The sequence below is a fragment of the Pseudonocardia ailaonensis genome, from assembly GCF_039531635.1.
GTDB classification, from domain to species: domain Bacteria; phylum Actinomycetota; class Actinomycetes; order Mycobacteriales; family Pseudonocardiaceae; genus Pseudonocardia; species Pseudonocardia ailaonensis.
This window is the reverse complement of the sequence record NZ_BAAAQK010000021.1, coordinates 1-22208: the sequence shown is the minus strand read 5'-3', so window position 1 is coordinate 22208 and position 22208 is coordinate 1. Positions and strand designations below refer to the sequence as shown.

General features: G+C 71.6%; 19 protein-coding genes. 9 read left to right on the top strand and 10 right to left on the bottom strand.

Annotated features, from left to right (window positions below; genetic code table 11):
* Positions 1-49: 49 nt before the first annotated feature.
* The 4 genes from ABD324_RS26365 to ABD324_RS26350 form a co-directional block, all read right to left on the bottom strand.
* Positions 50-598, bottom strand: coding sequence for an aromatic-ring-hydroxylating dioxygenase subunit beta (locus ABD324_RS26365; RefSeq protein ID WP_344422644.1), 549 nt, complete (start codon positions 596-598; stop codon positions 50-52).
* An 18-nt stretch (positions 599-616) separates the two neighbouring features.
* On the bottom strand, positions 617-1981 hold the full coding sequence (locus ABD324_RS26360; protein ID WP_344422641.1) for an aromatic ring-hydroxylating oxygenase subunit alpha: 1365 nt from the start codon (positions 1979-1981) through the stop codon (positions 617-619).
* 28 nt (positions 1982-2009) lie between these two features.
* A complete protein-coding gene (locus ABD324_RS26355) occupies positions 2010-2897 on the bottom strand; it encodes a VOC family protein (protein WP_344422638.1) in 888 nt (295 codons plus the stop codon).
* Between the two features lie 114 nt (positions 2898-3011).
* Positions 3012-3764: an IclR family transcriptional regulator gene (locus ABD324_RS26350; RefSeq protein WP_344422635.1), complete on the bottom strand. Its 753-nt coding sequence runs from the start codon at positions 3762-3764 to the stop codon at positions 3012-3014.
* Between the two features lie 160 nt (positions 3765-3924).
* Here ABD324_RS26350 and ABD324_RS26345 point away from each other — a divergent pair, with 160 nt between their 5' ends.
* From ABD324_RS26345 to ABD324_RS26315, 7 genes are all read left to right on the top strand, one after another.
* On the top strand, positions 3925-4233 hold the full coding sequence (locus ABD324_RS26345; protein WP_344422632.1) for a bifunctional 3-phenylpropionate/cinnamic acid dioxygenase ferredoxin subunit: 309 nt from the start codon (positions 3925-3927) through the stop codon (positions 4231-4233).
* Between the two features lie 53 nt (positions 4234-4286).
* Positions 4287-5153: an alpha/beta fold hydrolase gene (locus ABD324_RS26340; protein WP_344422628.1), complete on the top strand. Its 867-nt coding sequence runs from the start codon at positions 4287-4289 to the stop codon at positions 5151-5153.
* A 29-nt stretch (positions 5154-5182) separates the two neighbouring features.
* The gene (hcaB, locus tag ABD324_RS26335) at positions 5183-5974 is read left to right on the top strand and encodes a 3-(cis-5,6-dihydroxycyclohexa-1,3-dien-1-yl)propanoate dehydrogenase (protein ID WP_344422625.1); all 792 of its coding nucleotides are present in this window, start codon (positions 5183-5185) and stop codon (positions 5972-5974) included.
* Between the two features lie 85 nt (positions 5975-6059).
* Positions 6060-6860: an SDR family NAD(P)-dependent oxidoreductase gene (locus tag ABD324_RS26330; protein WP_344422622.1), complete on the top strand. Its 801-nt coding sequence runs from the start codon at positions 6060-6062 to the stop codon at positions 6858-6860.
* Positions 6861-6886: 26 nt separating this feature from the next.
* Positions 6887-7834: an NmrA family NAD(P)-binding protein gene (locus ABD324_RS26325; protein WP_344422619.1), complete on the top strand. Its 948-nt coding sequence runs from the start codon at positions 6887-6889 to the stop codon at positions 7832-7834.
* The gene (locus tag ABD324_RS26320) at positions 7831-9012 is read left to right on the top strand and encodes an acyl-CoA dehydrogenase family protein (RefSeq protein WP_344422678.1); all 1182 of its coding nucleotides are present in this window, start codon (positions 7831-7833) and stop codon (positions 9010-9012) included. The genes ABD324_RS26325 and ABD324_RS26320 overlap by 4 nt, the downstream gene beginning before the upstream one ends.
* A complete protein-coding gene (locus tag ABD324_RS26315; RefSeq protein ID WP_344422616.1) occupies positions 9005-10150 on the top strand; it encodes an acyl-CoA dehydrogenase family protein in 1146 nt (381 codons plus the stop codon). Before ABD324_RS26320 ends, ABD324_RS26315 begins: the two co-directional genes overlap by 8 nt.
* A 4-nt stretch (positions 10151-10154) precedes the next feature.
* Here ABD324_RS26315 and ABD324_RS26310 read toward each other — a convergent pair whose 3' ends face one another.
* Positions 10155-10835: an SGNH/GDSL hydrolase family protein gene (locus ABD324_RS26310; protein ID WP_344422612.1), complete on the bottom strand. Its 681-nt coding sequence runs from the start codon at positions 10833-10835 to the stop codon at positions 10155-10157.
* 160 nt (positions 10836-10995) lie between these two features.
* On the opposite strand from ABD324_RS26310, the gene ABD324_RS26305 reads away from it, so the two are divergent.
* Both ABD324_RS26305 and ABD324_RS26300 read left to right on the top strand, forming a co-directional pair.
* Positions 10996-13326 carry an ATP-binding protein gene (locus tag ABD324_RS26305; RefSeq protein WP_344422609.1) on the top strand — a complete coding sequence of 777 codons (2331 nt, stop codon included), beginning with the start codon at positions 10996-10998 and terminating at the stop codon, positions 13324-13326.
* Between the two features lie 73 nt (positions 13327-13399).
* Positions 13400-14101: a GntR family transcriptional regulator gene (locus ABD324_RS26300; RefSeq protein WP_344422606.1), complete on the top strand. Its 702-nt coding sequence runs from the start codon at positions 13400-13402 to the stop codon at positions 14099-14101.
* A 52-nt stretch (positions 14102-14153) separates the two neighbouring features.
* Here the strand turns inward: ABD324_RS26300 and ABD324_RS26295 are convergent, their stop codons facing one another.
* From ABD324_RS26295 to ABD324_RS26275, 5 genes are read right to left on the bottom strand one after another with little or no spacing between them, the layout of a single operon-like run.
* Positions 14154-15095 carry an enoyl-CoA hydratase-related protein gene (locus ABD324_RS26295; protein WP_344422603.1) on the bottom strand — a complete coding sequence of 314 codons (942 nt, stop codon included), beginning with the start codon at positions 15093-15095 and terminating at the stop codon, positions 14154-14156.
* Positions 15092-16855, bottom strand: a complete 1764-nt coding sequence (locus tag ABD324_RS26290; RefSeq protein WP_344422600.1) for a class I adenylate-forming enzyme family protein — start codon at positions 16853-16855, stop codon at positions 15092-15094. Before ABD324_RS26290 ends, ABD324_RS26295 begins: the two co-directional genes overlap by 4 nt.
* Positions 16856-16860: 5 nt before the next feature.
* Positions 16861-17601, bottom strand: a complete 741-nt coding sequence (locus ABD324_RS26285) for an ABC transporter ATP-binding protein (protein WP_344422598.1) — start codon at positions 17599-17601, stop codon at positions 16861-16863.
* A complete protein-coding gene (locus ABD324_RS26280) occupies positions 17598-20426 on the bottom strand; it encodes an ABC transporter permease subunit (protein WP_344422595.1) in 2829 nt (942 codons plus the stop codon). Before ABD324_RS26280 ends, ABD324_RS26285 begins: the two co-directional genes overlap by 4 nt.
* Before the next feature lie 40 nt (positions 20427-20466).
* Positions 20467-21681, bottom strand: coding sequence for an ABC transporter substrate-binding protein (locus ABD324_RS26275; protein ID WP_344422593.1), 1215 nt, complete (start codon positions 21679-21681; stop codon positions 20467-20469).
* Positions 21682-22208 lie beyond the last annotated feature (527 nt).

Genomic DNA, 22208 nt, shown 5'->3' with positions numbered 1-22208 from the left:
TCGTCGTCGTGTCGGGCGCTGTGCTCGGTCACTCTTGTCCGCTGGGCCGTCAGAAGAAGTTGCTGAGGTTCTGCGACAGCAGGATGGTCTGGTCGAGGTAGATGTCCCGGCGGGCGATCCGCAGGCCGTCCTCGGTGCGGCGCAGCACGTCCTCGCGCCGCCCGATCCACTCGTCGATCTCCGACTTCAGCCGGGTCCGGTACAGGTGGAAGCACGTCTCGACCGTCAGCTCGGTGCCCCGGTCGGCGACGATGCGGACGTTGGTCACGAGGTGGCGGGTGCGCGAGGGCGGGTCCTCGGCCCAGGCCGTCCCGGTGGCGAGCTTCTGGACCCGGCCGACGAGCGTGGCCTTTTCGTCGTCGAAGAACGCCATCTCGCCGCGCCGGGTGAACTCCTTGGCGAGGTTGCGGCGCGGGACCGTCCGGCGGATCGGCATGAAGTACACCGTGTCGTCGGTGAAGAGCTCGACCCACTCCTCGAACCGCGAGTGGTCCAGCAGGGCGGCCTCGTGCGTGTAGAACTGCTCGACCTCGTACTGCTGGTACATGGCGGCGAGCTTGTCCGGCGCGATCACCGCGTCCAGGTCCGTGGTTCCCATCTCGGTGGTCCGTCCCTGTCAGATGCTGTCGCCGGGCGTGGTGGAGTCGCGCAGGTCGTCCCAGTCGGTGCCCTTGATCCACTCGAGCCACGACAGGTAGGTCCACAGCTGCGCGTGCTCGTTGACGGCCGCCTCGATGCGGGCCACGCCGTCCTCGTGGATGATCTTCCCGCGGCCCAGCCCCATCTTGAGCTGCTGCGGGATGCTCCGACGGGCGCCGGGACCGGCCTGCATCGTGCTCTGCGACCAGTTCTCGCCGTCCTCCTGCTCGAGGAATCCGGCGGGGCCGAACGAGTGGATCTGCCGGTCGAGCTGGGCCCGCTGCTCCTCGGGCGTCTGGTTGCGGTCGGCGAAGCTGAACCACCAGACCTCGGTGACGCCCGCGCTGCGCGGGACCCGGAGGCTGAGCTGGGCGTCCATCGTGAACCAGGCCGTCGGGAAGACCTGGGGGTGGCCGGCGAACCGGGCCCCGACCCGGCCGAGGGCGGCGAGCGGGCCGGGATCGGTTCGCCAGGTGACGAGCTCGTGCATCTCCGGCGGGAGGGTCCGCTTCATCGCCTCGACGCTCGGGCCGGAGATCGCGTGCCCGTACTCGCCGAGCGCGACGAGGGTGTCCAGGTCGGTGGGCAGCCGCTGGACGCCGAGGGAGTTCCCCTCGTCCGTCCGGGCCCCGCCGGAGTCGGTCGCCTCGGCGCTGGGGATCATCCCGACCGCCTGCGCCGAGATGTGGGTGATCTGCGGGTGGTAGTAGTCGAAGGAGTTGTCCACGGCGAACTTCCAGTTGCAGTTCAGCGTGAACTTCTGGATGCCCGGACGGCACTCCATGTCACCGCGCTCGGCCAGCAGGTCGATGCCGATCCGGCCGGTGCGGCCGAGGAAGTCCAGCAGCGGCGGCGCCTGCGGGTCCATGGTCGCGAAGACGAAGCCCTTGTAGCTGTCGAGCTGGGCGACCTGGCGGAGCGGGTACTTCGTCTTGTCCAGGTCGTCGTGGTAGAAGTCCTTCAGCCCCGGCACCCCGACCAGCTCGCCGTCCAGGCCGAACGTCCAGCCGTGGTAGGTACACATGAAGTTCCGGACATTGCCCTCCTCCGCCCGGCACACCGCGTTGCCGCGGTGGGTACAGGTGTTGAGGAGGGCCTTGATGCTCTTGTCCTTCTGCCGGACCACCAGGACGTTGTCGCGGCCCATCGGGGCCTCGAAGAAGTCCCCCCGCTTGGGGATCTGGGTCTCGTGGCACAGGAACAGCCAGGCCCGGCCGAAGATGTGCGTCATCTCCAGCTCGAAGATCTCCTCGTCGCTGAAGATCCGGCGGTCCAGCTCGCCGGTCGCCAGGTTGACGAGCGAGTCGAGGTCGGCCCTGGTGCCGGGCTCGGCGATGCCCATGTCGTTCTCCACTCGTTGCTGTGGGAGGTCAGTCGCGGTCGAAGGCGTGGCCCCAGTACGCCGAGGCGTCGTAGGTCACCACCGACCACGTGTCGTCGTCGATCAGCACCCCGTCGGTGCCGTACTCGACACCGAATCCGGACGGCGACTGCACGTAGAACGACAGCATCTTGTCGTTCGTGTGGCGGCCCAGGGTGGCGAGCTGGCGGATCTTGCGCTGCTGCACCTTGTCCAGGGCGCGGCCGACGACGTCGAGGTCGTCGACCTCCAGCATGATGTGGTTGACCCCGGTCGGCCCGTCCTTGTAGACGGGCGCCACCGCCAGCGAGTGGTGCCGCGGGTTGGTGTGCAGGAAGGTGAGGAGCATGCCCGGGATCGGGACGATGTGGTCGCTCACCTTGAAGCCGAGGACCTTGCGGTAGAAGTCGGTCGTCTCGTCGACGTTGCGGCAGACCAGCACGAGGTGGCCCAGGCCGGTGTCCGCGCCGTCGGGGGTGCTGGTGACGAAGCGCGCGCCGGTCGGGGAGAGGAACGGCTCCTGCATCATGGTCGCGCCGTAGTGGAACTCGAGCGTGTACCCGGCGGGGTCGGTGCAGCTCAGCAGCCGGCGCACGCCGCGCAGCTCGGCGAGCCCCGCGTCCTCCTTGTAGGCGACCCCGGCCTCGCGCAGCGCGGCCGCCACCTCGTCCAGGGCGTCGGGCCCCGACACCTGCCACCCGACGTAGTCGAGCTCGTCGTTGCCGGCCCGCAGGGTGATCCGGTGGGCGCGCTCGTCCATGCGCAGCACGACGGCCTCCTCACCGTCGATCTGCGTGCGGGTCGCGGTCAGGCCCAGGATCTCGGTCGCGAAGACCGTCCAGTCCTCGAGACTCTTGACCCGGAACCCCAGGTAACCGAGTGCTTCGACGCTCGTCATGCGGTGGTCCGTCCCCTCTGGTTCTCCTGGACTGGTTCGCCGATCGTGCGAGGGCCCGGCACACCCGGACAACGAACCCGTTCCGAATGCCGGACCCGAGCTGCGAGGCGCATGTCAGGCCACCATGGTGCTGACATGACCGGAGAGCTGCTCGGCTGCCTTCAGCATCACCGACCTGTACCGCAGGACCGCACGTCCCGCCGCCGCGGTCGACAACGACAACGCAGCCACCGGCTTCCCACTCCGCCGGTCGAACACCGGCACCGCAATACACGACACCCCGAGGAACGCCTCCTCGAAATCCGTCGAGTACCCCTCCTGACGCACCCGCTCCAACACCCGCCCCAACAAATCAGGCGTCCCGATCGTGAACGCCGTGAACCGGTAGAACCGCGCCGGCACACTCCCCCCCGACCCCAACTCCGAGAACGCCAACATCGCCTTCCCCAACGCCGTCGCATACTGCGGCCGACGCATCCCCACCGCCGTGTCCACCCGCACCGACTCCGGCCCGAACAACTTCTCCACATACAACACGCTCGAACCCTCCGGCACCCCCAGGTGCACCGCCTCCCGGGTCTGCGCATACAACTCACTCAGCACCGGCATCGCCCGATCCCGCAACCCGTTCGCCCGCGCCACCGCCACCTGATTACCCAACTCGAACGCCCGCGTCGACAACGCATACTTGTCCCCGGCGCGGCGCACATACCCGCTCTCGGTCAACACCACCAACAACCGGTGCGCCGTCGACTTCGGAACACTCACCGCCTTCGCCAGCTCCGACACACCCATCACCGGACGCGGACCACCCAACGCACCCAACAACGCGAGCGCCTTGCCCGCGGACGTGTCCGAGCTGCTCACGGTCCCTACGCTTCTGGCCTGCTGACGCTCCACCAGACCCTCCTCTCCCCGACCGCCGCCCTTGGCGCGTTCCGCTGGGGGGAACGTCGGAGGCATAAGATATGGTATCTCAGGTGTCAGATTGGTCAATGCCGGTGCAACGAAAGGGTGTGAGGAGCAGGTGACCTGGACCAAGGCGTGCAGCACGTCCGACATCGAGGAGGGCGAGGGCTACCAGCTCAAACGGAAGTGCCCGATCGCCCTGTTCACCGTCGACGACGAGTACTACGCGATCGACGACACCTGCACCCACGACGAGTCCTCCCTCGCGGACGGCTACGTCGAGGGCGACGTGGTCGAGTGCGCGTGGCACTTCGCGAAGTTCAACATCAGGACCGGTGAGGTGCTCAGCCTCCCCGCCACGTGCTCCGTCGCCACCTACGCCACGAAGGTCGAGGGCGACGACGTGTACGTCGACCTCCCCGACTGATCCGACCGATCCGCACCCGCAGCGCCCTGCCGAGAGCCCGAGGAGCAGCACCCATGACGTCCGGGACCGACACAGCCCCCGCCCTGACCGCCGAGAACACGCACCGGATCGTCCGCACGCCGGACTACGAGATCCAGGTGAACGAGGCCGGCGAGGGGCACCCGCTCCTGCTGATCCACGGCACCGGCCCGGGCGCCACGGGCTGGTCGAACTTCGCGCCGAACATCGAGCCCCTCTCGAGGCAGTTCCGCGTGGTGGCGGTGACCATGCCGGGCTGGGGCGAGTCGAGCCCGCAGGACGTGGCGTCCGGTTTCGACCAGGGCGAGGCCGTCAAGCAGCTGATGGACGCGCTCGACATCGAGCGGGCCGCGATCGTCGGCAACTCGATGGGCGGCGGCGTCGGGCTGATCGTGAACGCGCGCTGGCCGGAGCGGGTCTCCCACCTGGTGACGATGGGATCCGGGGTCTGGGCCGTCAACGTGCTGTCGCCGGCCGGGATGAGCGAGGGCTTCAAGGTCCTCTACGACACCTACCTGGACCCGTCGCCGGCGAACTTCAAGCGGCTGGTGCAGGTGATGTGCTTCGACCCCACCTTCGCCACCGACGAGCTCGCCGAGCAGCGGTCCAGGGCGGCGCTCGCGCACCCCCAGCACCTCACGGACTGGGTGGAGCGGATGAAGGTCGGGCTGGGCGGCGAGGCCTTCGCGGCCGCGGCGGCGGCGCTGCCGACCTCGGCCGTCCCGGCCCTGATCATCCACGGCCGGGACGACCGGACCGTCCACTGGGAGCTCAGCCTCCGCGCCCTGTCGATGATCCAGGACTCCCGGATGGTCATGCTGAACCGGTGCGGCCACTGGGCCCAGCTCGAGCACGCCGCGGAGTTCAACCGGCTCGTGACCGAGTTCGTCACCCACCACTGATCGACCAGACCGGAAGGGCGGGGTACCACGTGGGTGGACTCCAGGACCGGGTCGTCCTCGTCACCGGCGGGGGCTCCGGTGTCGGGCGGGCGATCGTGGAGCGTTTCCTCGACGAGGGCGCACGGCTGGTGGTCCTCGAACGGGACCCCGACAAGGCCGCCTCGCTCGCCGCGATCGGCAGCGGCGAGCTCGTCACCGTGACCGGCGACGTGACCACGTACGCGGACAACGAGAAGGCCGTCGCCGCGGCCGTCGAGGCGTTCGGCCGGCTCGACGTGTTCATCGGCAACGTCGGCCTGTGGGACTTCAACCGCACCCTCGTCGACCTCTCCCCCACCGAGCTGCAGGCCGGGTTCCACGACCTGTTCACGGTGAACGTGCTGGGCTACCTGTTGGGCGCGAGGGCGGCCGCCGCCGCGCTCCGCGAGTCGCGCGGCGCGATCGTCCTCACGCTGTCCAACGCGTCGTTCTACCCGCAGGGCGGCGGTGTCCTCTACACCGCGACGAAGCACGCCGGGCTCGGTGTCGTGCGGCAGCTGGCCTACGAGCTGGCGCCCGAGATCCGGGTAAACGGTGTGGCCCCGGGGGGCATGTCCACGAACCTCAGCGGGCCGCGGTCGCTGGGGCTGAGCGAGCGCCAGATCTCCGACATCCCGATCCAGGAGTACCTCGAGAAGTACTCGGCGCTGGAACGGGCGATCGAGCCCTCCGACTACGTCGGCGCCTACGCGCTGCTGGCGTCGGGCGGGGACGCCCTGACCGTCACTGGCACCGTCTTCGACATCAGCTCGGTGGGCACGCCGCACCGCCCTCCGCAGTGACGGGGGCGCAATGACCACCGACCCGGTCCGCTCCGCTGAACGGGGTCCTCGACCGGAGGACCGGGGAGCGGCGACGATCGGCCGCATGACAGTCAACGGTGACGGGGCGAGGTATTCGCCGTTCGATCTCACCGGCAAGGTCGCGCTGGTCACGGGCGGCAACGGCGGCATCGGCCTGGGCATGGCCGAGGGGCTCGCCCGGGCCGGGGCCGCGGTCGCCATCTGGGGCCGCAACGCCGAGAAGCTCGAGAAGGCCGCGGCGCGGCTGTCCGAGTGCGGCACCCGGGTGCACTCCGCGGTGGTCGACGTGGCCGACGCCGACGCCGTGGCGGCCGCCGTCGAGGACACGGTCTCGACCCTCGGCCGGATCGACTCGGTGTTCGCGAACGCGGGCGTGGGTGGCCGTACCAAGTTCCTGGATCTCGACGCGACCGAGCTGCACCGGGTGCTGGCGATCGACCTCGAGGGTGCGCTCTGGACCCTGCGCGAGGTGGCGCGGCACATGGTCGAGCGGGCGAAGGCCGGCGACCCCGGGGGCTCGCTGGTCACCACGTCGAGCGTCTCGGCCGTGCGCGGGGCACCCACGCTGCAGTCCTACTCCGCCGCCAAGGGCGCGCTGATCTCGGTCACGAAGGGGCTCGCCGTCGAGTTCGGGCGGCACGGGATCCGCGCGAACACGGTCATCCCCGGCTGGATCCGCACCGGCATGACCGAGGGCAGCTTCGATCGCCCGGAGGTGCAGGAGGCGATCCTCAAGCGGGTGCCCGTCCGCCGCTGGGGATCGGGCGAGGACTTCGCCGGGATCGCGGTGTACCTCGCCTCCGACGCCTCCGCCTACCACACCGGCGACACCCTGGTCGTCGACGGCGGCTACACGATCGCCTGACCAGGCACCACGAGCAAGGAGAGATCATGAGTGAGCAGACGGACGACCGGCCCGTCCTCGTCGTCGGCGCGACCGGGAAGCAGGGCGGGGCCACCGCGCGGGCGCTCGTCGCCGCCGGGATCCCCGTCCGGGCGCTGGTGCGCGACCCCGGGTCCGACCGGGCCGAGGCGCTCGCCGAGCTCGGGATCGAGCTCGTGGTCGGCGACCTCTACGACTCGGAGTCCCTCGTGGCGCCGTGCACCGGGGTGCGGGCGGTCTTCTCGGCCCTCACGCCGGACATGATGAACCCGGCGGCCGACGCCGAGCGGGTCCACGCGCGCAACCTCGTCCCGGCGGCCGTCAAGGCCGGGGTGCCCCACTTCGTGCAGACGTCGGTGTCCGGCGCGGGCACCCACACCTCGGCCCCCGGCTGGGCCGAGGGTCGCTGGCACCGCTCGTACCACGAGGCCGTGTCGCCGATCAGCGAGTACTGGGAGAGCAAGGAGGACGTCAACGAGCTGGTGCGGACGGCGGGCTTCCCGGCCTGGACCCTCCTCTACCCGTCGACGTTCATGGAGATGTTCCAGCGCCCGTCGGTCTACTTCGAGGGCCGCACGGGCAACCGGCTGCTGGCCGCCGTCAACCCCGACAGCACCTACGCGCTCATCGCCGTCGAGGACATCGGCCGGGCGGCCGCGGCCGCCATCGCCGACCCCGAGCGGTTCAACGGCGTCCAGCTGGAGCTGGCGGGCGACGTGCTGACGTTCGACGAGATCGCCGCGACCCTGTCGCGGGCCTGGGGCGAGGAGATCCTGCCCCCCGAGCTGCCGATGTCCCCCGAGCAGGCGCTGGCCAAGGGCCAGGTCCCGCCCATCGTCCAGGCCAGCGAGTGGAACCGCGACGTGCCCCCGACGGCCCGCCGCGAGCACCTCGAGAAGTTCGGCATCACCCCGCTCGACCTCGAGACGTGGGCGAGGAAGTCGCGCACCGCATGAACCCGGACCAGGTCGAGGACGCCACCCGCGCGCTCCTCGAGAAGTACCCCCCGGCGACGACCGACCGGGCGGAGTTCCTCGCCGCCCAGTACGACGCCGGGCTGACGTGGGTGCACCATCCCGTCGGCCAGGGCGGGCTGGGGGCGGACCGCGCCACCCAGCGCCGGGTGTTCGCCCTCCTCGCCGAGGCCGGGGCGCCGAACCTGCAGGTGGAGAGCCGGCTGGCCTACTCGATGGGTGCGCCCACCGTGGTCGCGTGGGGCACCGCCGAGCAGCAGGAGCGCTACCTGCGCGCCATCGCCACGGGCGAGCGCTGGTGCCAGCTGTTCTCCGAGCCGGGCGCCGGCTCCGACCTGGCGGCCATCGACGCGCGGGCCGTGCGCGAGGCGGACGGCTGGCGCGTCAACGGGCAGAAGGTCTGGACCTCCATGGCCACGACCTCCCAGCGGGGCATGCTGCTGGCCCGGACCGATCCGGGCCTGCCCAAGCACCGCGGCCTGACCTACTTCGCGCTCGACCTGGCCACTCCCGGAGTCGAGATCCGGCCGCTGCGCCAGATGACCGGCGAGGCGGAGTTCTTCGAGGTCTACCTGACCGACGTGGTGATCCCCGACGCCGACCGGCTGGGCCCCGTCGACGGGGGCTGGAAGGTCGCGATGTCGACGCTCATGAACGAGCGCGACATGTTCGGCACGAAGGCGACCGAGGCCGGTCCCGTGGAGGTCGCGCTCGACCTGTACGCCGAGCTGTTCCGCCGCGACCAGCAGGCGGCGAGCGCCTTCCGGTCCCGGATGGTGCAGCTCTGGCTGCGCGGGCACGTGCTGAAGCTCTACGCGGCCGGCGCCGCCCGGCGGACGACCGGCGGGCCCGGTCCGGAGAGCTCGGTGAGCAAGGTCGGGTTCGCCGAGCTGAACAAGGCCGGGTACGAGCTGTGCCTGGACCTGCTCGGCGACGACGCGCTCCTCTATGACACCTACGAGCCCGACGCGCTCACCGCCCGCCCCGGCGGGAGCGCACCCGTGGACGCGCGCCGGCTCTTCCTGCGCTCCCGGGCCAACTCCATCGAAGGTGGGACGACGGAGATCATGCGCAACATCCTCGCCGAGCGGGTCCTCGGCCTGCCTGCGGAGCCGAGGCTCGACAAGGACCTTCCCTACTCCGAGCTCCGCCGTGGCTAGCCCCACGGCCGCCCCGGCCCTGCCGGTCGTGGTCGAGTCCGAGGAGCTCCGCGACCTCCGCTCGACGGTCGCGCGGATGGTGTCCCGCACCGCACCCGAGTCTGTGGTGCGCGAGCACCTCGACTCCCCCGACGGGTTCGACCGCGCGGCCTGGGCGCGGCTGGCCACCGAGATCGGGGTCCAGGGCCTGGCCGTCCCCGAGGAGTACGACGGGGCCGGCTACGGCCTGCGGGAGCTGGCGGTCGCCGCCGAGGAGCTCGGGTACGGGCTGTTCCCCGGCCCGTTCCTGTCCACCGTGCTCCTGAGCGCGACCCTCGTGGCGCGCTCGGGGGACGCCGGGGCGATGGCGGACCTCCTCCCGGGGATCGCCGGCGGCTCGCTCGTCTGCACCGTTGCCCTTCCGCGGCACGCCGCGGGCTGGGCGGCGGACGCCACCCCGGTGACGGCCACCCGGACCGGGGACGCCTGGACCCTGACGGGCACGGTCCCCCACGTGCTCGACGGCCAGGTCGCGGACGTCCTCCTGGTGCCGGCGCGCCATGACGACGTGATCTCGGTGTTCCGGGTGGACGCGGGCGCGGCCGGCGTCGGGATCGAGCCCGTCCTCACCATGGACCAGACGCGGCGGTTCGCGCACGTCACCTTCGGCGGGGCGCCCGCCACGCCGGTCGGCGAGCCGGGGACGGCCGCGGTGCTCCTCGCGGAGGCCGGGGCGGTCGCCGCCGTCGGGCTGGCCGCGGACCAGGTCGGCGGGGCCCGCCGGATGCTCGAGGTGACCGCGGAGTACGCGCGGACCCGGTACCAGTTCGGCCGCCCGATCGGCTCCTTCCAGGCGGTGAAGCACGCTCTCGCGAACATGCTCATCGACACCGAGCTGGCCCGGGCGGCGCTCGACGACGCCGTTCGTGCCGTCGACGACCAGGCCCCGGACCGGGACCTCGCGGTGAGCGCCGCGAAGGCCGTCTGCTCGGACGCCTACTACGCCGTCGCGGCCGCCGCCATCCAGCTGCACGGCGGGATCGGCGTCACCTGGGAGCACAGCGCGCACCTGTACTTCAAGCGTGCGACGGCCGACCGGTTGCTCCTGGGCACCCCGGCCCACCACTCGGGCCGGCTGGCCGAGGCGCTCGGTCTGTGAGCAACTAGAGCTCACCCGGCGCGGCTGGGATCTCCAGGCCGCGCCGGGCGAGCTCCCTCGCGAACCGGCCGGCGAGGACGGCCGCGCTGGGGTACGTGCCGGGTCCTCCCGTGCCGGTGGAGTCCAGGTGGCCGGTGGAGTCCAGGTGGCCGGCGGAATCCAGGTGGATGGTCCCGAAGCGCTCGTGGAGCTCCTCGTAGAGGCCGTTGAGCTGCTGCATCCGGGACCGCAGGCGCGCGGGGTGCACGCTGGTCAGCGGGCTCGGCCGCCCGGCGTCCAGCCCGGTCGTGAGCAGCACGGCGCCTCGCTGGGTGAGCACGTGGCCGCAGTGCAGGAGGTGTGATCTCGTCTCGTCGGCGTCCCACTCCCGCTCGCGCACGTCGACCAGCCCGGTCGCCAGGGCCACCAGGTGCGGGCGGTGGGCGACGGCGGTGCGCAGCTGGACCCGCCGGACGTCGTAGGTCGTGGCCCGGGTGCTCCGGACGTCCCACCACGACAGGTCGTGCGCGGCGCCGACGGCACCGGCCAGCAGGTGCAGCCAGTCCGCCGACCGCGGCCCGTTCGCCCGCCAGGTCGCGGGGTCGCCCATGACCGCCAGCCGGACGTAGCAACGGTCCGCACCCGTCGTGGACGGGCGTCGCGGAAGCCCGACGGCGAGCTCCGGCCGGCGGCTGATCTCGGCCATGATGCGCAGCTCCCTGACGTCGTGGTGGGCGTCACCCCCGGTCGCCGTCAGCCTCACCGGTCCCGGTACGCACGTCATTCGCAGGGATACCTACATACCTACCTAAGGGACACTCAGGACTCCGGCCACCCGGGCCCCGCCGCCGACTATGCTCCGGGCGATGGGTCGGTCCCTGCGCCGCGCCGGCGGCGACGTGCCCGCCGAGGTCACGACGTTCGTGGGCCGCCGGCGTGAGCTCGGCGACGCCAGGAAACTCCTCTCGTCGTCGCGGCTGGTCACGCTCACCGGTCCCGGTGGGGTGGGCAAGACCCGCCTGTCGCTGCGCATCGCCGACCAGGCCCGGCGCGCGTTCCCCGACGGCGTGGTGCTGGTCGAGCTGGCCGAGGTGCGCAGCGCCGAGCTCGTGCCGCACGCGGTCGCCTCCGCCCTCGGCTTCCGCGACGAACCCTCCGGCTGGACCGCCGAGAGCCTGGCCGAGCGGCTGGCACCGACGCACCTGCTGCTGGTCCTGGACAACTGCGAGCACCTCGTCGTGCCCTGTGCCCTGCTGGTCCGCCGGATCCTCGCCCGGGCTCCCGACGTCCACGTCCTGACCACCAGCCGCGAACCGATGAAGATCGCCGGCGAGCACACCTACGCCGTACCGCCGCTCCCGGTCCCGACCTGGGACGACGGCTCCCGGGCCGCCGATCTCGAGCAGTACGACGGGGTCCGCCTGTTCCTCGACCGGGCCCGGGCCCGGGAGCCGGGGTTCGTCCTGACCGAGGCCAACGCGCCGCACGTGGCCGAGATCTGCCAGCGTCTCGACGGGATCCCGCTGGCGATCGAGCTCGCCGCCGACCGGGTGCGCGCCCTGCCCGTCGAGCAGATCAACGCGCGGCTCGGCTCCCGGCTCCGGCTCCTGACGACGGGCGATCGCAGCGCCTCCGCGCGCCACCAGACCCTGCTCGCCTCGATCGCGTGGAGCCACGACCTCTGCACGGAGCCCGAGCAGCTCCTCTGGGCGCGCCTGTCGGTGTTCCCGAGCAGCTTCGTCGTGTCCGCGGTCGAGGTGGTCTGCACCGACGACGGCCTGGCCCGGGACGACGTCGTCGACCTGCTGACCGAGCTGGTCGAGAAGTCCATCCTGGTACGGGAGAAGGACCCCGGGCCCGAGGCGCGGTACCGGATGCTCGGTGCCATCCGCGAGTTCGGCCACCAGCGGCTGACCGACTCCGGCGGCGTCGCCGCCGTCCGGGACCGGCTCGTCGACTGGTGCTCGCAGCTCGCGACGGAGTACCGGGAGGGCTGGTTCGGGCCCGGTCAGCAGGAATGGTCGCTGCGGCTGCGCCGCGAGCACCAGAACGTCGCGTCCGCGCTGCGCTTCGCCCTCGACGACCGCAGGCCGGCGCAGGCCATGGCGATCGCCTCGGACCTGAACCTCTACTGGGTGACGGCCGGCCTGATGTCGGAGGGCCGGCACTGGCTCCGGCGCGGCATCGACGAGTCGGAGCCGCGGACACCGGGACGCGCGACCGCCCTGCGCTGGCTCGCCTACTTCTCGTTCTACCTCGGCGACGGCGCGGAGGTGCCCCGGCACATCGCCGAGGCGCGGGCCGAGCTCGGACCCGAGCCCGCGGCCGCCGACCTCGGATACCTGAGTTTCGTGGAGGGCATGGCCCAGCTGAGCGGCAGCGACGCCCACGGGGCGCAGGCCCCGCTCGCCGAGGCCCTGCGCCTGTTCGCCCAGACCGACGAGGTCGTCGGGCGGGCCCACGTGCTCCTCGGCTACGGCGTCACCCAGTGGCTGTGCGGCGACCTCGCGTCGGCGCAGGAGCTGCTCCGGGAGTGTCTCCGGATCACCGGCCGGCACGTCGAGAGCACGCTGCACTCGAGCGCGCTCATGAACCTGGGCATGGTCCTGCGTGACGTGGGCGAGCCGGGGGACGCGGAGGCCATGGTGCTCGAGGCCCTGCAGCTCAAGGCCCACGACCAGGAGTACATCGGGCAGGCGATGTGCCTGGACGCGCTCGCGTGGTTCAGCGTCGCGGACGACCCGCGGCGCGGCGCGACCCTGGCCGGGTGCGCGGAGACGGCGTGGCGCCGCAGCGGCTCGTCCATCGACAGCGTCGTCGCCCTGCGCCGGTTCCGGGACGCCTCGCTCGATCACCTGCGCGCCGTGCTCCCCGAACGCGACCTGAGATCGCTCATGGCGGCCGGTGCCGAGCTCTCACCCGCCCGGGCGCTCGCCTACGCCCAGGGCGTCGACGGCGGCGGTGCCGACCAGGACCACGACCACGCCGAGTTGTTCCGGCCGCTGACCGAGCGGGAGTGGCAGGTGGCCCAACGGGTCGCCGAGGGGCTCGGGAACCGCCAGATCGCGGGCCGCCTCGCCATCTCACCGCGCACCGTCGACGCCCACGTGACGCACATCTTGACCAAGCTCACCTTCGGCAACCGGGCGCAGGTCGCGGCCTGGGTGACCGAGCGCCTCCGCCCGGCACGCGTCTGACTACCACAGAACCCGGACCTCAAAGATTTAACATATGCTATCTCGGACGCGAGCCCTCTGGAGGTAGCCGCTCATGATCGAGCGACCGGACAACCTGACCGACCTGGTCTCCGCGGCGATCCGACAGCGGCTCGTGGACGCGAGCCTGCCGCCGGGCAGCTCGGTCAGCGAGGCGATGCTGTCGAAGGACCTCCAGGTCAGCAAGACCCCGGTTCGGGAAGCGCTGCTGCAGCTCCGCCACATCGGGCTGGTCGAGCCGACGGGACGCGGCCTGCGGGTCGTCGTGCCGACCGCGCGGACCATCAGGGATGCCTTCGAGGTGCGCGCGGGCCTCGAGGCCGCCGCGGCCCGCCACGCGGCGGACCGGGCGACCTCCGAGCAGAAGGACCGCATCCTGGAGCTGGCGGAGGCCTCCCACGCGGTCGCCGGCGACTCCGAGGCGTTCCGCGAGGCGGACACCGCCTTCCACCTGGCGATCGCGTCGTCCTCCGGCAACGCGATGCTGCACAAGGCGGTGGAGGACTCCGTGGTGCTCACCCAGGTCCTCCGCCAGCGCGACGTCCACCTCGAGCGCGACCTCCGCCCGGACGGCCGGGAGCACGTCGGGATCGCGCGTGCGCTGCGCTCCAGTGACGGGGCCACGGCCGCCGAGCGCCTCTCCGGGCACACCCTGCGGATCATGGACCAGCTGCTCCAGGCCTTCGCCCTCGAGGCGGAGACGGAGACGGCCACCGCGACGGGGCTCCGGCCGACGGGGCTGCGCTCGCTCGTCTGAGCTCGCCCGCCCCGGTCGGCGGAGCCCGGTCAGCACCCGGGCCGGGGTGCGGTCAGCGGAAGCCCTCGGCGCGCGCCGGGCCGTCGCGCCACTCGAGCGCGGCCTTGAGCCCGCCCTCCCGGAGCCGCTGGGAGAAGTCCCGGGCCCCGGGCCGTAGCGCCCCGCTCAGCGAGTGCATGGTCCACGCCTGGTTGAAGTGCGTCCGCATGCCCATGATCTCGTAGGCCTGGTTGACGGACTCCTTGTTGGCGGCGAGCAGGGAGGGCGCGATGTGGCTCATCGCGCGCAGCTCGCGCATCGTCTGCGCCTCGAGCTCGTCGGCCGGGAACGACTTCGCGACCCACCCCATGGCAGCCGCCTCGGCGCCGGTCACGCTGTTGCCGGTCAGCTGGAGGTACTTCGCCTGGGCCATCGTCATCTTCCAGGGGAAGTACGGGATGTCGGGCGTGGTCATGCCGCGCATCGGCGGGTAGCCGATCTGGGCGTCGTCGGCGACGAAGGCGATGTCGCACAACGACATCAGCTCGCTGCCACCGGCGAGGCAGTGACCGTGCACCATGGCGACGACGGGCTTGAGCAGCTCCCAGACATTCATCCAGTCCCGCAGGCAGCTGCGCGCCCACTGGTCGGTCCAGCCGTCGAACTCCTCGGCGTCGATCCACCGCTCCGGGCGGGAGCCGTCGTCCCAGTAGGACTTGGGCTGCGGCGTCTCCGGGGCGTCCGGCGCCCCGGCCTCGGGCTTCGGCCGCGGGGCGGTGGACAGGGCGTACCCACCGGAGAACGACGGCCCGTTGGCCCGGATCAGGATGACGGTCACGTCGTCGTCCCGCTCGGCGGTGCGGAGCGCGTTGATGATCTCGCGGCGCATCCGGAAGGTGAGGGCGTTCCGCCGTGCCGGCTGGTTCAGGGTCACGGTGGCGATGCGGTCACGGACGGAGTAGAGGATCTCCTCGTACTCCGCGGGCTGCTCGCCGGTGTCGGACGCGGACGTCATGGCTTCTGCACCTCGGGTGCCGGGACCGGTCGGAGCTGGGCCCGGAGCTCGGACTTGAGCACCTTCCCGGTCGGGTTGCGCGGAAGGGGATCGGTCAGGACGACGAGGGCCGAGGGGATCTTGTAGGCGGCGGCCCGCTCGGCCATGTGACGCTTGAGGTCGGCCGCGGTGAGTGTCGATCCCGGACGCACCTGGACGGCGGCGGCCACCTCCTCGCCGAGCAGCTCGTGCGGGAGCCCGAACACCCCGGCGTCGACCACGTCCGGGTGGGTCGCGAGCAGCCCCTCCACCTCCGCGCAGTACACGTTCTCCCCGCCGCGCAGGACCACGTCCTTGATGCGGTCGACGATCCGGACGAACCCTTCGTCGTCGACGGTGACCAGGTCGCCCGTCGGGAACCACCCCTCGGGGTTGAGCAGCGGGGTGTCCGGCAGGTTCCAGTAGCCCCGGCCCAGTGTGGCGCTGCGCATCCACGCCTCGCCGACCTGGCCGGGCCCGGCGTCGGACCCGTCGGCGGCGACGACCCGCACCCGGGAGACGGGGAAGGGACGCCCGACCGAGTCCGTCCGGTCGAAGAAGTCCGACGACGCGATGCCGACCAGGGCCCCGGTCGTCTCGGTCAGCCCGTACCCGGTGCTGGCCATGACGCTCCGCCCGAACTGCGACCCGATCCGCTCGATCTGGCTCCCCGGGGTGGGTGCGCCCCCGGTCCCGATCTGGCGCAGGGTGGGCAGCGACGTGCCGGTCGCCTCCGCCTCGTCGAGCAGCTGGCGCACCATCGTCGGGACGCCGGCGAAGCCGTCGAGGCCCAGCGTGTCGATGAGCGTCACCGCCTGGGCGGCGTCCCACTTGCGCATGAACACCAGGTGCTGCCCGCGGGCGGCGGCGATGAGGAGCTTCGGGAGGTTGGAGATGTGGAACAGCGGGCCGCCGACGAGGGCCTGCGACGGGGTGCGGGCCGGCCGGACCGGCTCCGACCGCGCCCGGTTCACGGCGGCGTGCAGAGCGCCCTGGTAGAGGATGTTCGTCATCGCCGTGGCGTGCGCGCGGTGCGTCGCCACGACGCCCTTGGGCCGCCCGGTGGTACCCGACGTGTACATGATCGTCGCGTCGTCGTCGGGCGAGATCGCCGCGGCGAGCGCACCGAGGTCGGCGGGGGCACCGGTCAGCAGCTCGCGCCACCCCCGGTCGCCCCACGTCGGCTCCGCCTCGATCTCGACCACCGTGCGGAGCGCCGGGAGAGCGGTCCGCTGCGGCGCGATGAGCCGCGCCCGCTCCCCGTCGGCGAACAGCACGACGGCGCCGGAGTCGTCCAGCACGGAGGCGAGCTCCTCGCCGGTCCACCACGAGTTGAGCGGCACGGCGACCGCCCCGATGCTGATCGTCGCGGCGAAGGCGAGCACCCACTCCGGGTAGTTCCGGGAGGCGATCGCCACCCGGTCCCCCGGACGGACGCCGTGCTCGCCGACGAGGCTCCCGGCCACCCGGCCCACGGCGTCGGCGTACTCCGACCACGTGACCGTGCGGTCGGAGTAGGACAGGGCCGGGGTGTCGCCCCAGGACCCGGCCCGCCCGAAGACCTCCGCGAGCGTCGAGGGTGCGTTCCGGTAGACGGTCACCGGTTCGCCGTGCACCTGCTCCACCGAGGTCTCGAAGTCGGCGCCCGGGGCGACCAGGGCCGCCTCGATCGCCGTCCGCGAGAACGCCTCCCCGGCAGCGGCTCCGCTGCCGTTCTCCGGCGTGTCCCGGGTCCTTTCCAACTTCCTTACACCAGACCTTCCGAAACGGCGGCATCGATGCCGGCCTTGTCACCCAGATAGCTCGCCTCGAGCAGCTCCGCGTCCCGCCGGAGCTCGGCCGCGGTGCCCTCGGCGACCACCGAGCCGTGGGCCATCACGTATCCGCGGTCGGCGACCGACAGGGCGGCCAGGATGTGCTGCTCGACGAGGAGCACACCCATCCCCTTCTCGTCGGCGATGTTGCGCACGATCGGGAGCAGCCGCTCGACGATGATCGGCGCCAGGCCGAGGCTCATCTCGTCGAGGAGGATGACCTCCGGGTCCGCGATCAGCGCGCCGGCCAGCGCCAGCATCTGCTGCTCGCCACCGGAGAGCAGGCCCGCCCGCCTCCCCATCAGGTCCACCAGCACCGGGAAGTGGCCGAGGACCTCGTCGAGCGTCACCCGGGACTTGCGGTGCCGGCGCAGGCGGAGGTTCTCCGCCACGCTGAGCCGGTAGAACAGCCCGCGGCCCTCCGGGACGAGGGCGAGGCCCCGGCGGGCCACGACGTGCGCGGCGGCGGGTGCCGGCAGGCCACCCACGTCGACCGAGCCACCCAGCTTCGGCAGGGCGCCCGCGATCGTCAGCAGGGTGGTCGTCTTGCCCGCCCCGTTCGCACCCAGGAGGCAGACGACCTCCCCCGCGTTGACGGTCAGGTCCACGTCGCGGACGACGGCGAGCTTGCCGTAGCCGGCGACGAGGCCACGGGTCTCGATGAGCGCGGTCACGATCCGACCTCGTTCTTCTCGGCGTGGGCGTCGGCGCCGACGCTGACGGTCTCGAGCTCCTGGCTGCCCAGGTACGACGCGAGCACCCGGGGGTCGTTGCGGACCTCCTCCGGTGTCCCGGTGGCGATCTGCTTGCCGAACTCGATGACGTAGACGCGGTCGCAGACGCTCATCACCAGGTGCATGTCGTGGTCGATGAGCAGGCAGCCGACGCCGGTGCCGGCGATGCGGCGCAGCTGCTCGCCGAACGCGACGCTCTCGGTGCTGTCCAGCCCCGCGGCCGGCTCGTCGAGCAGCAGGACCTGCGGCTCCTTCGCCAGGGCCCGGGCCAGGCCGACGGCCTTCTGCCGGGGCAGCGACAGCTCCGACGGCTTGCGGTCCGCGACGTCGTCGAGCGACATGAGCGTCAGTGCCCGCTCGGTGGCGGCGGACGGCGGGGTGCTCGGCCGGACGATGTCCCGCAGCATCCCGAAGGCCTCGTTGCCCGTCTCGTTGGCGACCCGGACGTTGTCCCGGACCGAGAGGTCCTCGAAGAGCTCGCCGGCCTGCCAGGTCCGGACCAGGCCGCTGCGGGCCCGCTCGTGCGCCGGGCGGCCGTCGATGCGCTCCCCGACGAGGGTGACCTCGCCGGTGCTGCGGGTGAACCCGGTCAGCGCGTCCACGAAGCTCGTCTTGCCGGCGCCGTTCGGGCCGATGAGCCCGACGATCTCGCCCGCACGGACGTCGATGTCGACGTCGGACACCGCCACCACACCGCCGTACCGGACGGTGGTGCCGCGGCTGGAGAGCTTCACGTCGCCGATCTGCCGGGGCGCGGCGGGCGCCGGCGGGACCGACAGTGCCGTGGCGGCCTCGGGCTCGGCGACCTCGGCCACCGGCGCGGCCTCGGGCTTGCGCCGGTACTTGGCGACTATCTGGTCGAAGTGCTCACGGCTCTTGCCGGCGATACCCATCGGGTTGAACAGGACCGTGAGGATCAGCGAGACGCCCGTGATGAGCGAGTAGTAGCTGCCGAGGTCCAGGACCTGGGACGCGAAGGTGTAGATGATGCCCAGCGTCGCCGAGAGCCCGGCCAGCAGCGCGCCGGACACGCTGGTGATGCCCTGCAGGTAGGCCACCGCCAGGAACGACAGGCCGATGAACACCCCGAAGGACTCGGCGGAGAGCTGCCCGCGGCTCTCGCCGATCAGCCCGCCCGCGATGCCCGCCAGGAAGGACGCCGCGGCGAACGCCGCGAGCTTGACGCGCGCCACGTTGATGCCGATGGCGGCCGCGGCCCGCTCGTTCGAGCGGATGGCCAGCATGGTCCGGCCCGTGCCGGCCCGGATCAGGTTGCCCACGCAGATGAAGGCGATCACCACGACGACCAGGACCATGATGCCGAAGGGCAGCCGGGCGATCTCGCCGTCGCCGCGCACCGAGAGGTTCAGGCCGAACAGGTTCGGGTCGGGGATGAGGTTCTGCGTCGCCGACACGATCTTCGGGTTGTTGAAGACGAAGTCCTGCAACGTGAGTGCCGCCGCCAGCGTGACCACGGCGAGCTGGGCCCCGCGGATGCGCAGGGCCGGGATGCCGACGAGGACACCGGCCAGTGCCGCCACGATCCCCGCGATCAGCAGGGAGAAGGGGAACGGGACGCCCCCCAGCTTGGAGAGGACGAGCCCGGCGACCCCGGCGAAGGCGGCCTGCGCCAGCGAGATCTGGCCGAGCATGCCGGTGAGCAGCACCAGGGAGAGCGCGATCAGCGCCCCGGCGAGGCTCGTGATGACGCCGAACCGGTAGGTGCCGGAGGTGAGGATCAGCGCGGCGAGGCCGATGACCGTCCACAGTGCCACGGTGCCCGGCCGGTTCTTGGGGATGATCACAGCCGGGAGCGAGGACCGGACGTCGTCACCACGGCTGGGGATCGCGCGTCCCAGGACGAACAGCGCCACGACGATCACCAGGAAGGGCACCACGTTGGTGAGGCCCTGCTTGGCCCAGTCCGGCCACCACTCCTTGGTCTGCGAGAGGAACTGGAGCTCGGACTGGACCACGCCCAGCGCCAGGGCGCCGATCAGGCCGACCTTCAGCGAGGACAGCCGGGCCAGCAGGGCACCCGCCAGCGCGGGCACCACGAGGAGCGGCATGGTCTGGGGCGAGAGCGCCCCGGTGGCCGGCCCGGCCAGCACGAGGATCAGGGCGGTGAACATCGAGGCCACCGTCCACGTGACCAGGCCGGTCACCGAGGGGGACAGCCGGGCGAACCCGGCCGCCCGCTCGTTCTCCGCGGAGGCCTGGATGGCCAGGCCCATCCGCGACTTCGTGAACCACACCGCCAGCGCCACCGACAGCACGACGGCGATGCCGATCAGCCAGAGGCGGTCCTTGGCGAGGTTGATGCCACCGAGCTGCAGGACGCCCTGCGGCAGCACCACCGAGCGCAGGCGCGGGTCGGTGCTGTACTTGAGCCCCACCAGCGCCTGGAGCGTGAGCAGGATGCCCACGCCGGCGACCACCTTCGCCAGCGGGGGCGCCTTGCGGAGCGGCCTCGAGATCGCGACCTCGATCAACGCCCCGAGCAGCCCGGCGACCAGCACCGCGATCAACACGGCCAGCCAGGTGGGCGGCTTGCCGACGTCGAAGGACGGCAGCCAGGGGATCGGCAGCGTCAGTCTTCCGCGTGTCAGCTCGTCGTAGACGTACAGGGGCACCGCGGCGATCGCCGCAGCGGCAAAGTTGATCATGCCGGTGCCCTGGTACGTCAGCACGACCCCGAGGGTCAGGGCGGCGTAGACCGCCCCGACTCCCAGGCCGAGCACGAGGAAGAGAATGATCTCAGTCACGATGTGCCTCTCGGCCTCTCGCTGGAAGTGACCGGTTCTGCTACGGCTTGACCGAAGAGATGTCTACCGGCTGGTCGGGCAGCGGTGCCAGCTTCTTGTCCGCACCCGGGGTGGCGTAGACGTTGCCGGAGGCGCAGGCGGTCGTGCCGGGCCAGGTCGGCTTCGCGCAGTCCCACCCGTTCGTCCGGAACGGCTCGCGGTCACCCTTCCAGGTGGACATCGCGGTCCGCACGGACTCGGCGGTCAGGGTGTCCGACTTGGCGCTGAAGTCACGCAGCGCCTGGGCGGCCATGAGCACGGTGTAGAAGCCGGTCTGACGCTGGGTCACGCTGCCACCGGCCGGCAGGCCGGCGGTGTACTTGGTGAAGGCGTCGATGTCCGGCTGCACCGCTGCGGGGATGTTGGCGAACTCGGGGAGGTAGTACGGGGCACTGAAGAGCACCTTGTTCAGCACGCTCGAGTCGAGCTGCGGAACGATCTCGACGTTCGAGCCGGCCGTGATGTAGCCGGTGAAGCCCGCGGACCGGAAGGCCGGGATCGCGGCGAGACCGTCGGCGGCGACGTAGGTGCTCAGCGCGTCCGGGCCCCAGGCGAGGACCGTCGCGGCCTGGACCGACCAGTCGGACTGGGCGGGGACGTAGAACACCTTGGCCGTGAGACCCAGCTTGGCCGCGGCCGGGCCGATGATCTTGTCGTAGCTCTGGTGGCTCGCCGGGGCGTCCACCATGACGACGGCGACCTTCGTGCCACCGAGCTTCTTGAGCTGGACGAGGTTGGCCGCGTAGCCCTCCTCGGAGGAGCCCTGCATGAAGAACGCGTCGCCCACCGCGGTGTCCATGCCCGGGGTCAGCGGGAAGGCGCCGATGGTGGCGAGCTTGGCGGACTTCAGCACGGGAAGCGCGGCGTCGGCGCCGAAGTCGGCGCCCTGGGCGACCAGCACGGCCTTCTGCTCGACGAACTGGTTCGCGCAGTTCACCGAGGACTCGGGGGTCGAGTCGGTCTTGCAGTTGATCGACTTGAGCGGGTGGCCGTTGATGCCGCCCAGCTGCTCGTTGATGTACTTCACGCCAGCGTCGAAGCCGTTCCGGATCTCGGGGAGCGAGATGGCTCCGCCCTCGAGGTTCTGGAAGCCGATCGTGACGGGGGACTTCGTGTTGTCGGCCGCATTGCCGGGTGTCGTGGCGGCGGAGGTCGCCCCGCCCGTACCCGTACCGGGGGTGCCACCGGAGCCGCCGCTGCCGCAAGCAGCGCTCACGGCGAGCAGGGCGGCGAGACTCACTCCCACCGCGAACTTCGATGTTCTCACTGCGTCGCCTCTCGGTTAAGCAGACGGCCACGCCGCCTGTCCTGTCCCAGCCCTCCGTGCGACTCACGTCACGGAGCCGCTGGGGCACCGTACGGTACATCAGATAGCGTATGTCGCAATAGCTTTCGCGGTATCCCCAAGTTACGGACTGGTTTCGCCGTCCTCGGTGGTCAGAGCACCCGCACCCGGGTCTCGGGAAATGTCGATCACCACGGTCCGACGAAAGTGCCGCACGGTCCCGCCCGAGGGCGAGGGACCCGACGCTCGGGCGGTCAGGCAACGCGCATCGGAACGAAACATACTTCCTAGTTGACGATCGCACCACATCTTGTCATGCTCGTGCTCATCCCCCGGCCGCGAACCTCCCGGCAGCTCTTGCCTCGAGACGGTTGCGGGCCGCATCGGTGTGACACCTCGAAAGGACTGACGATGAAGGTTGGCGTCCACTTCAACTGGCAGAACCACACCGACTGGGA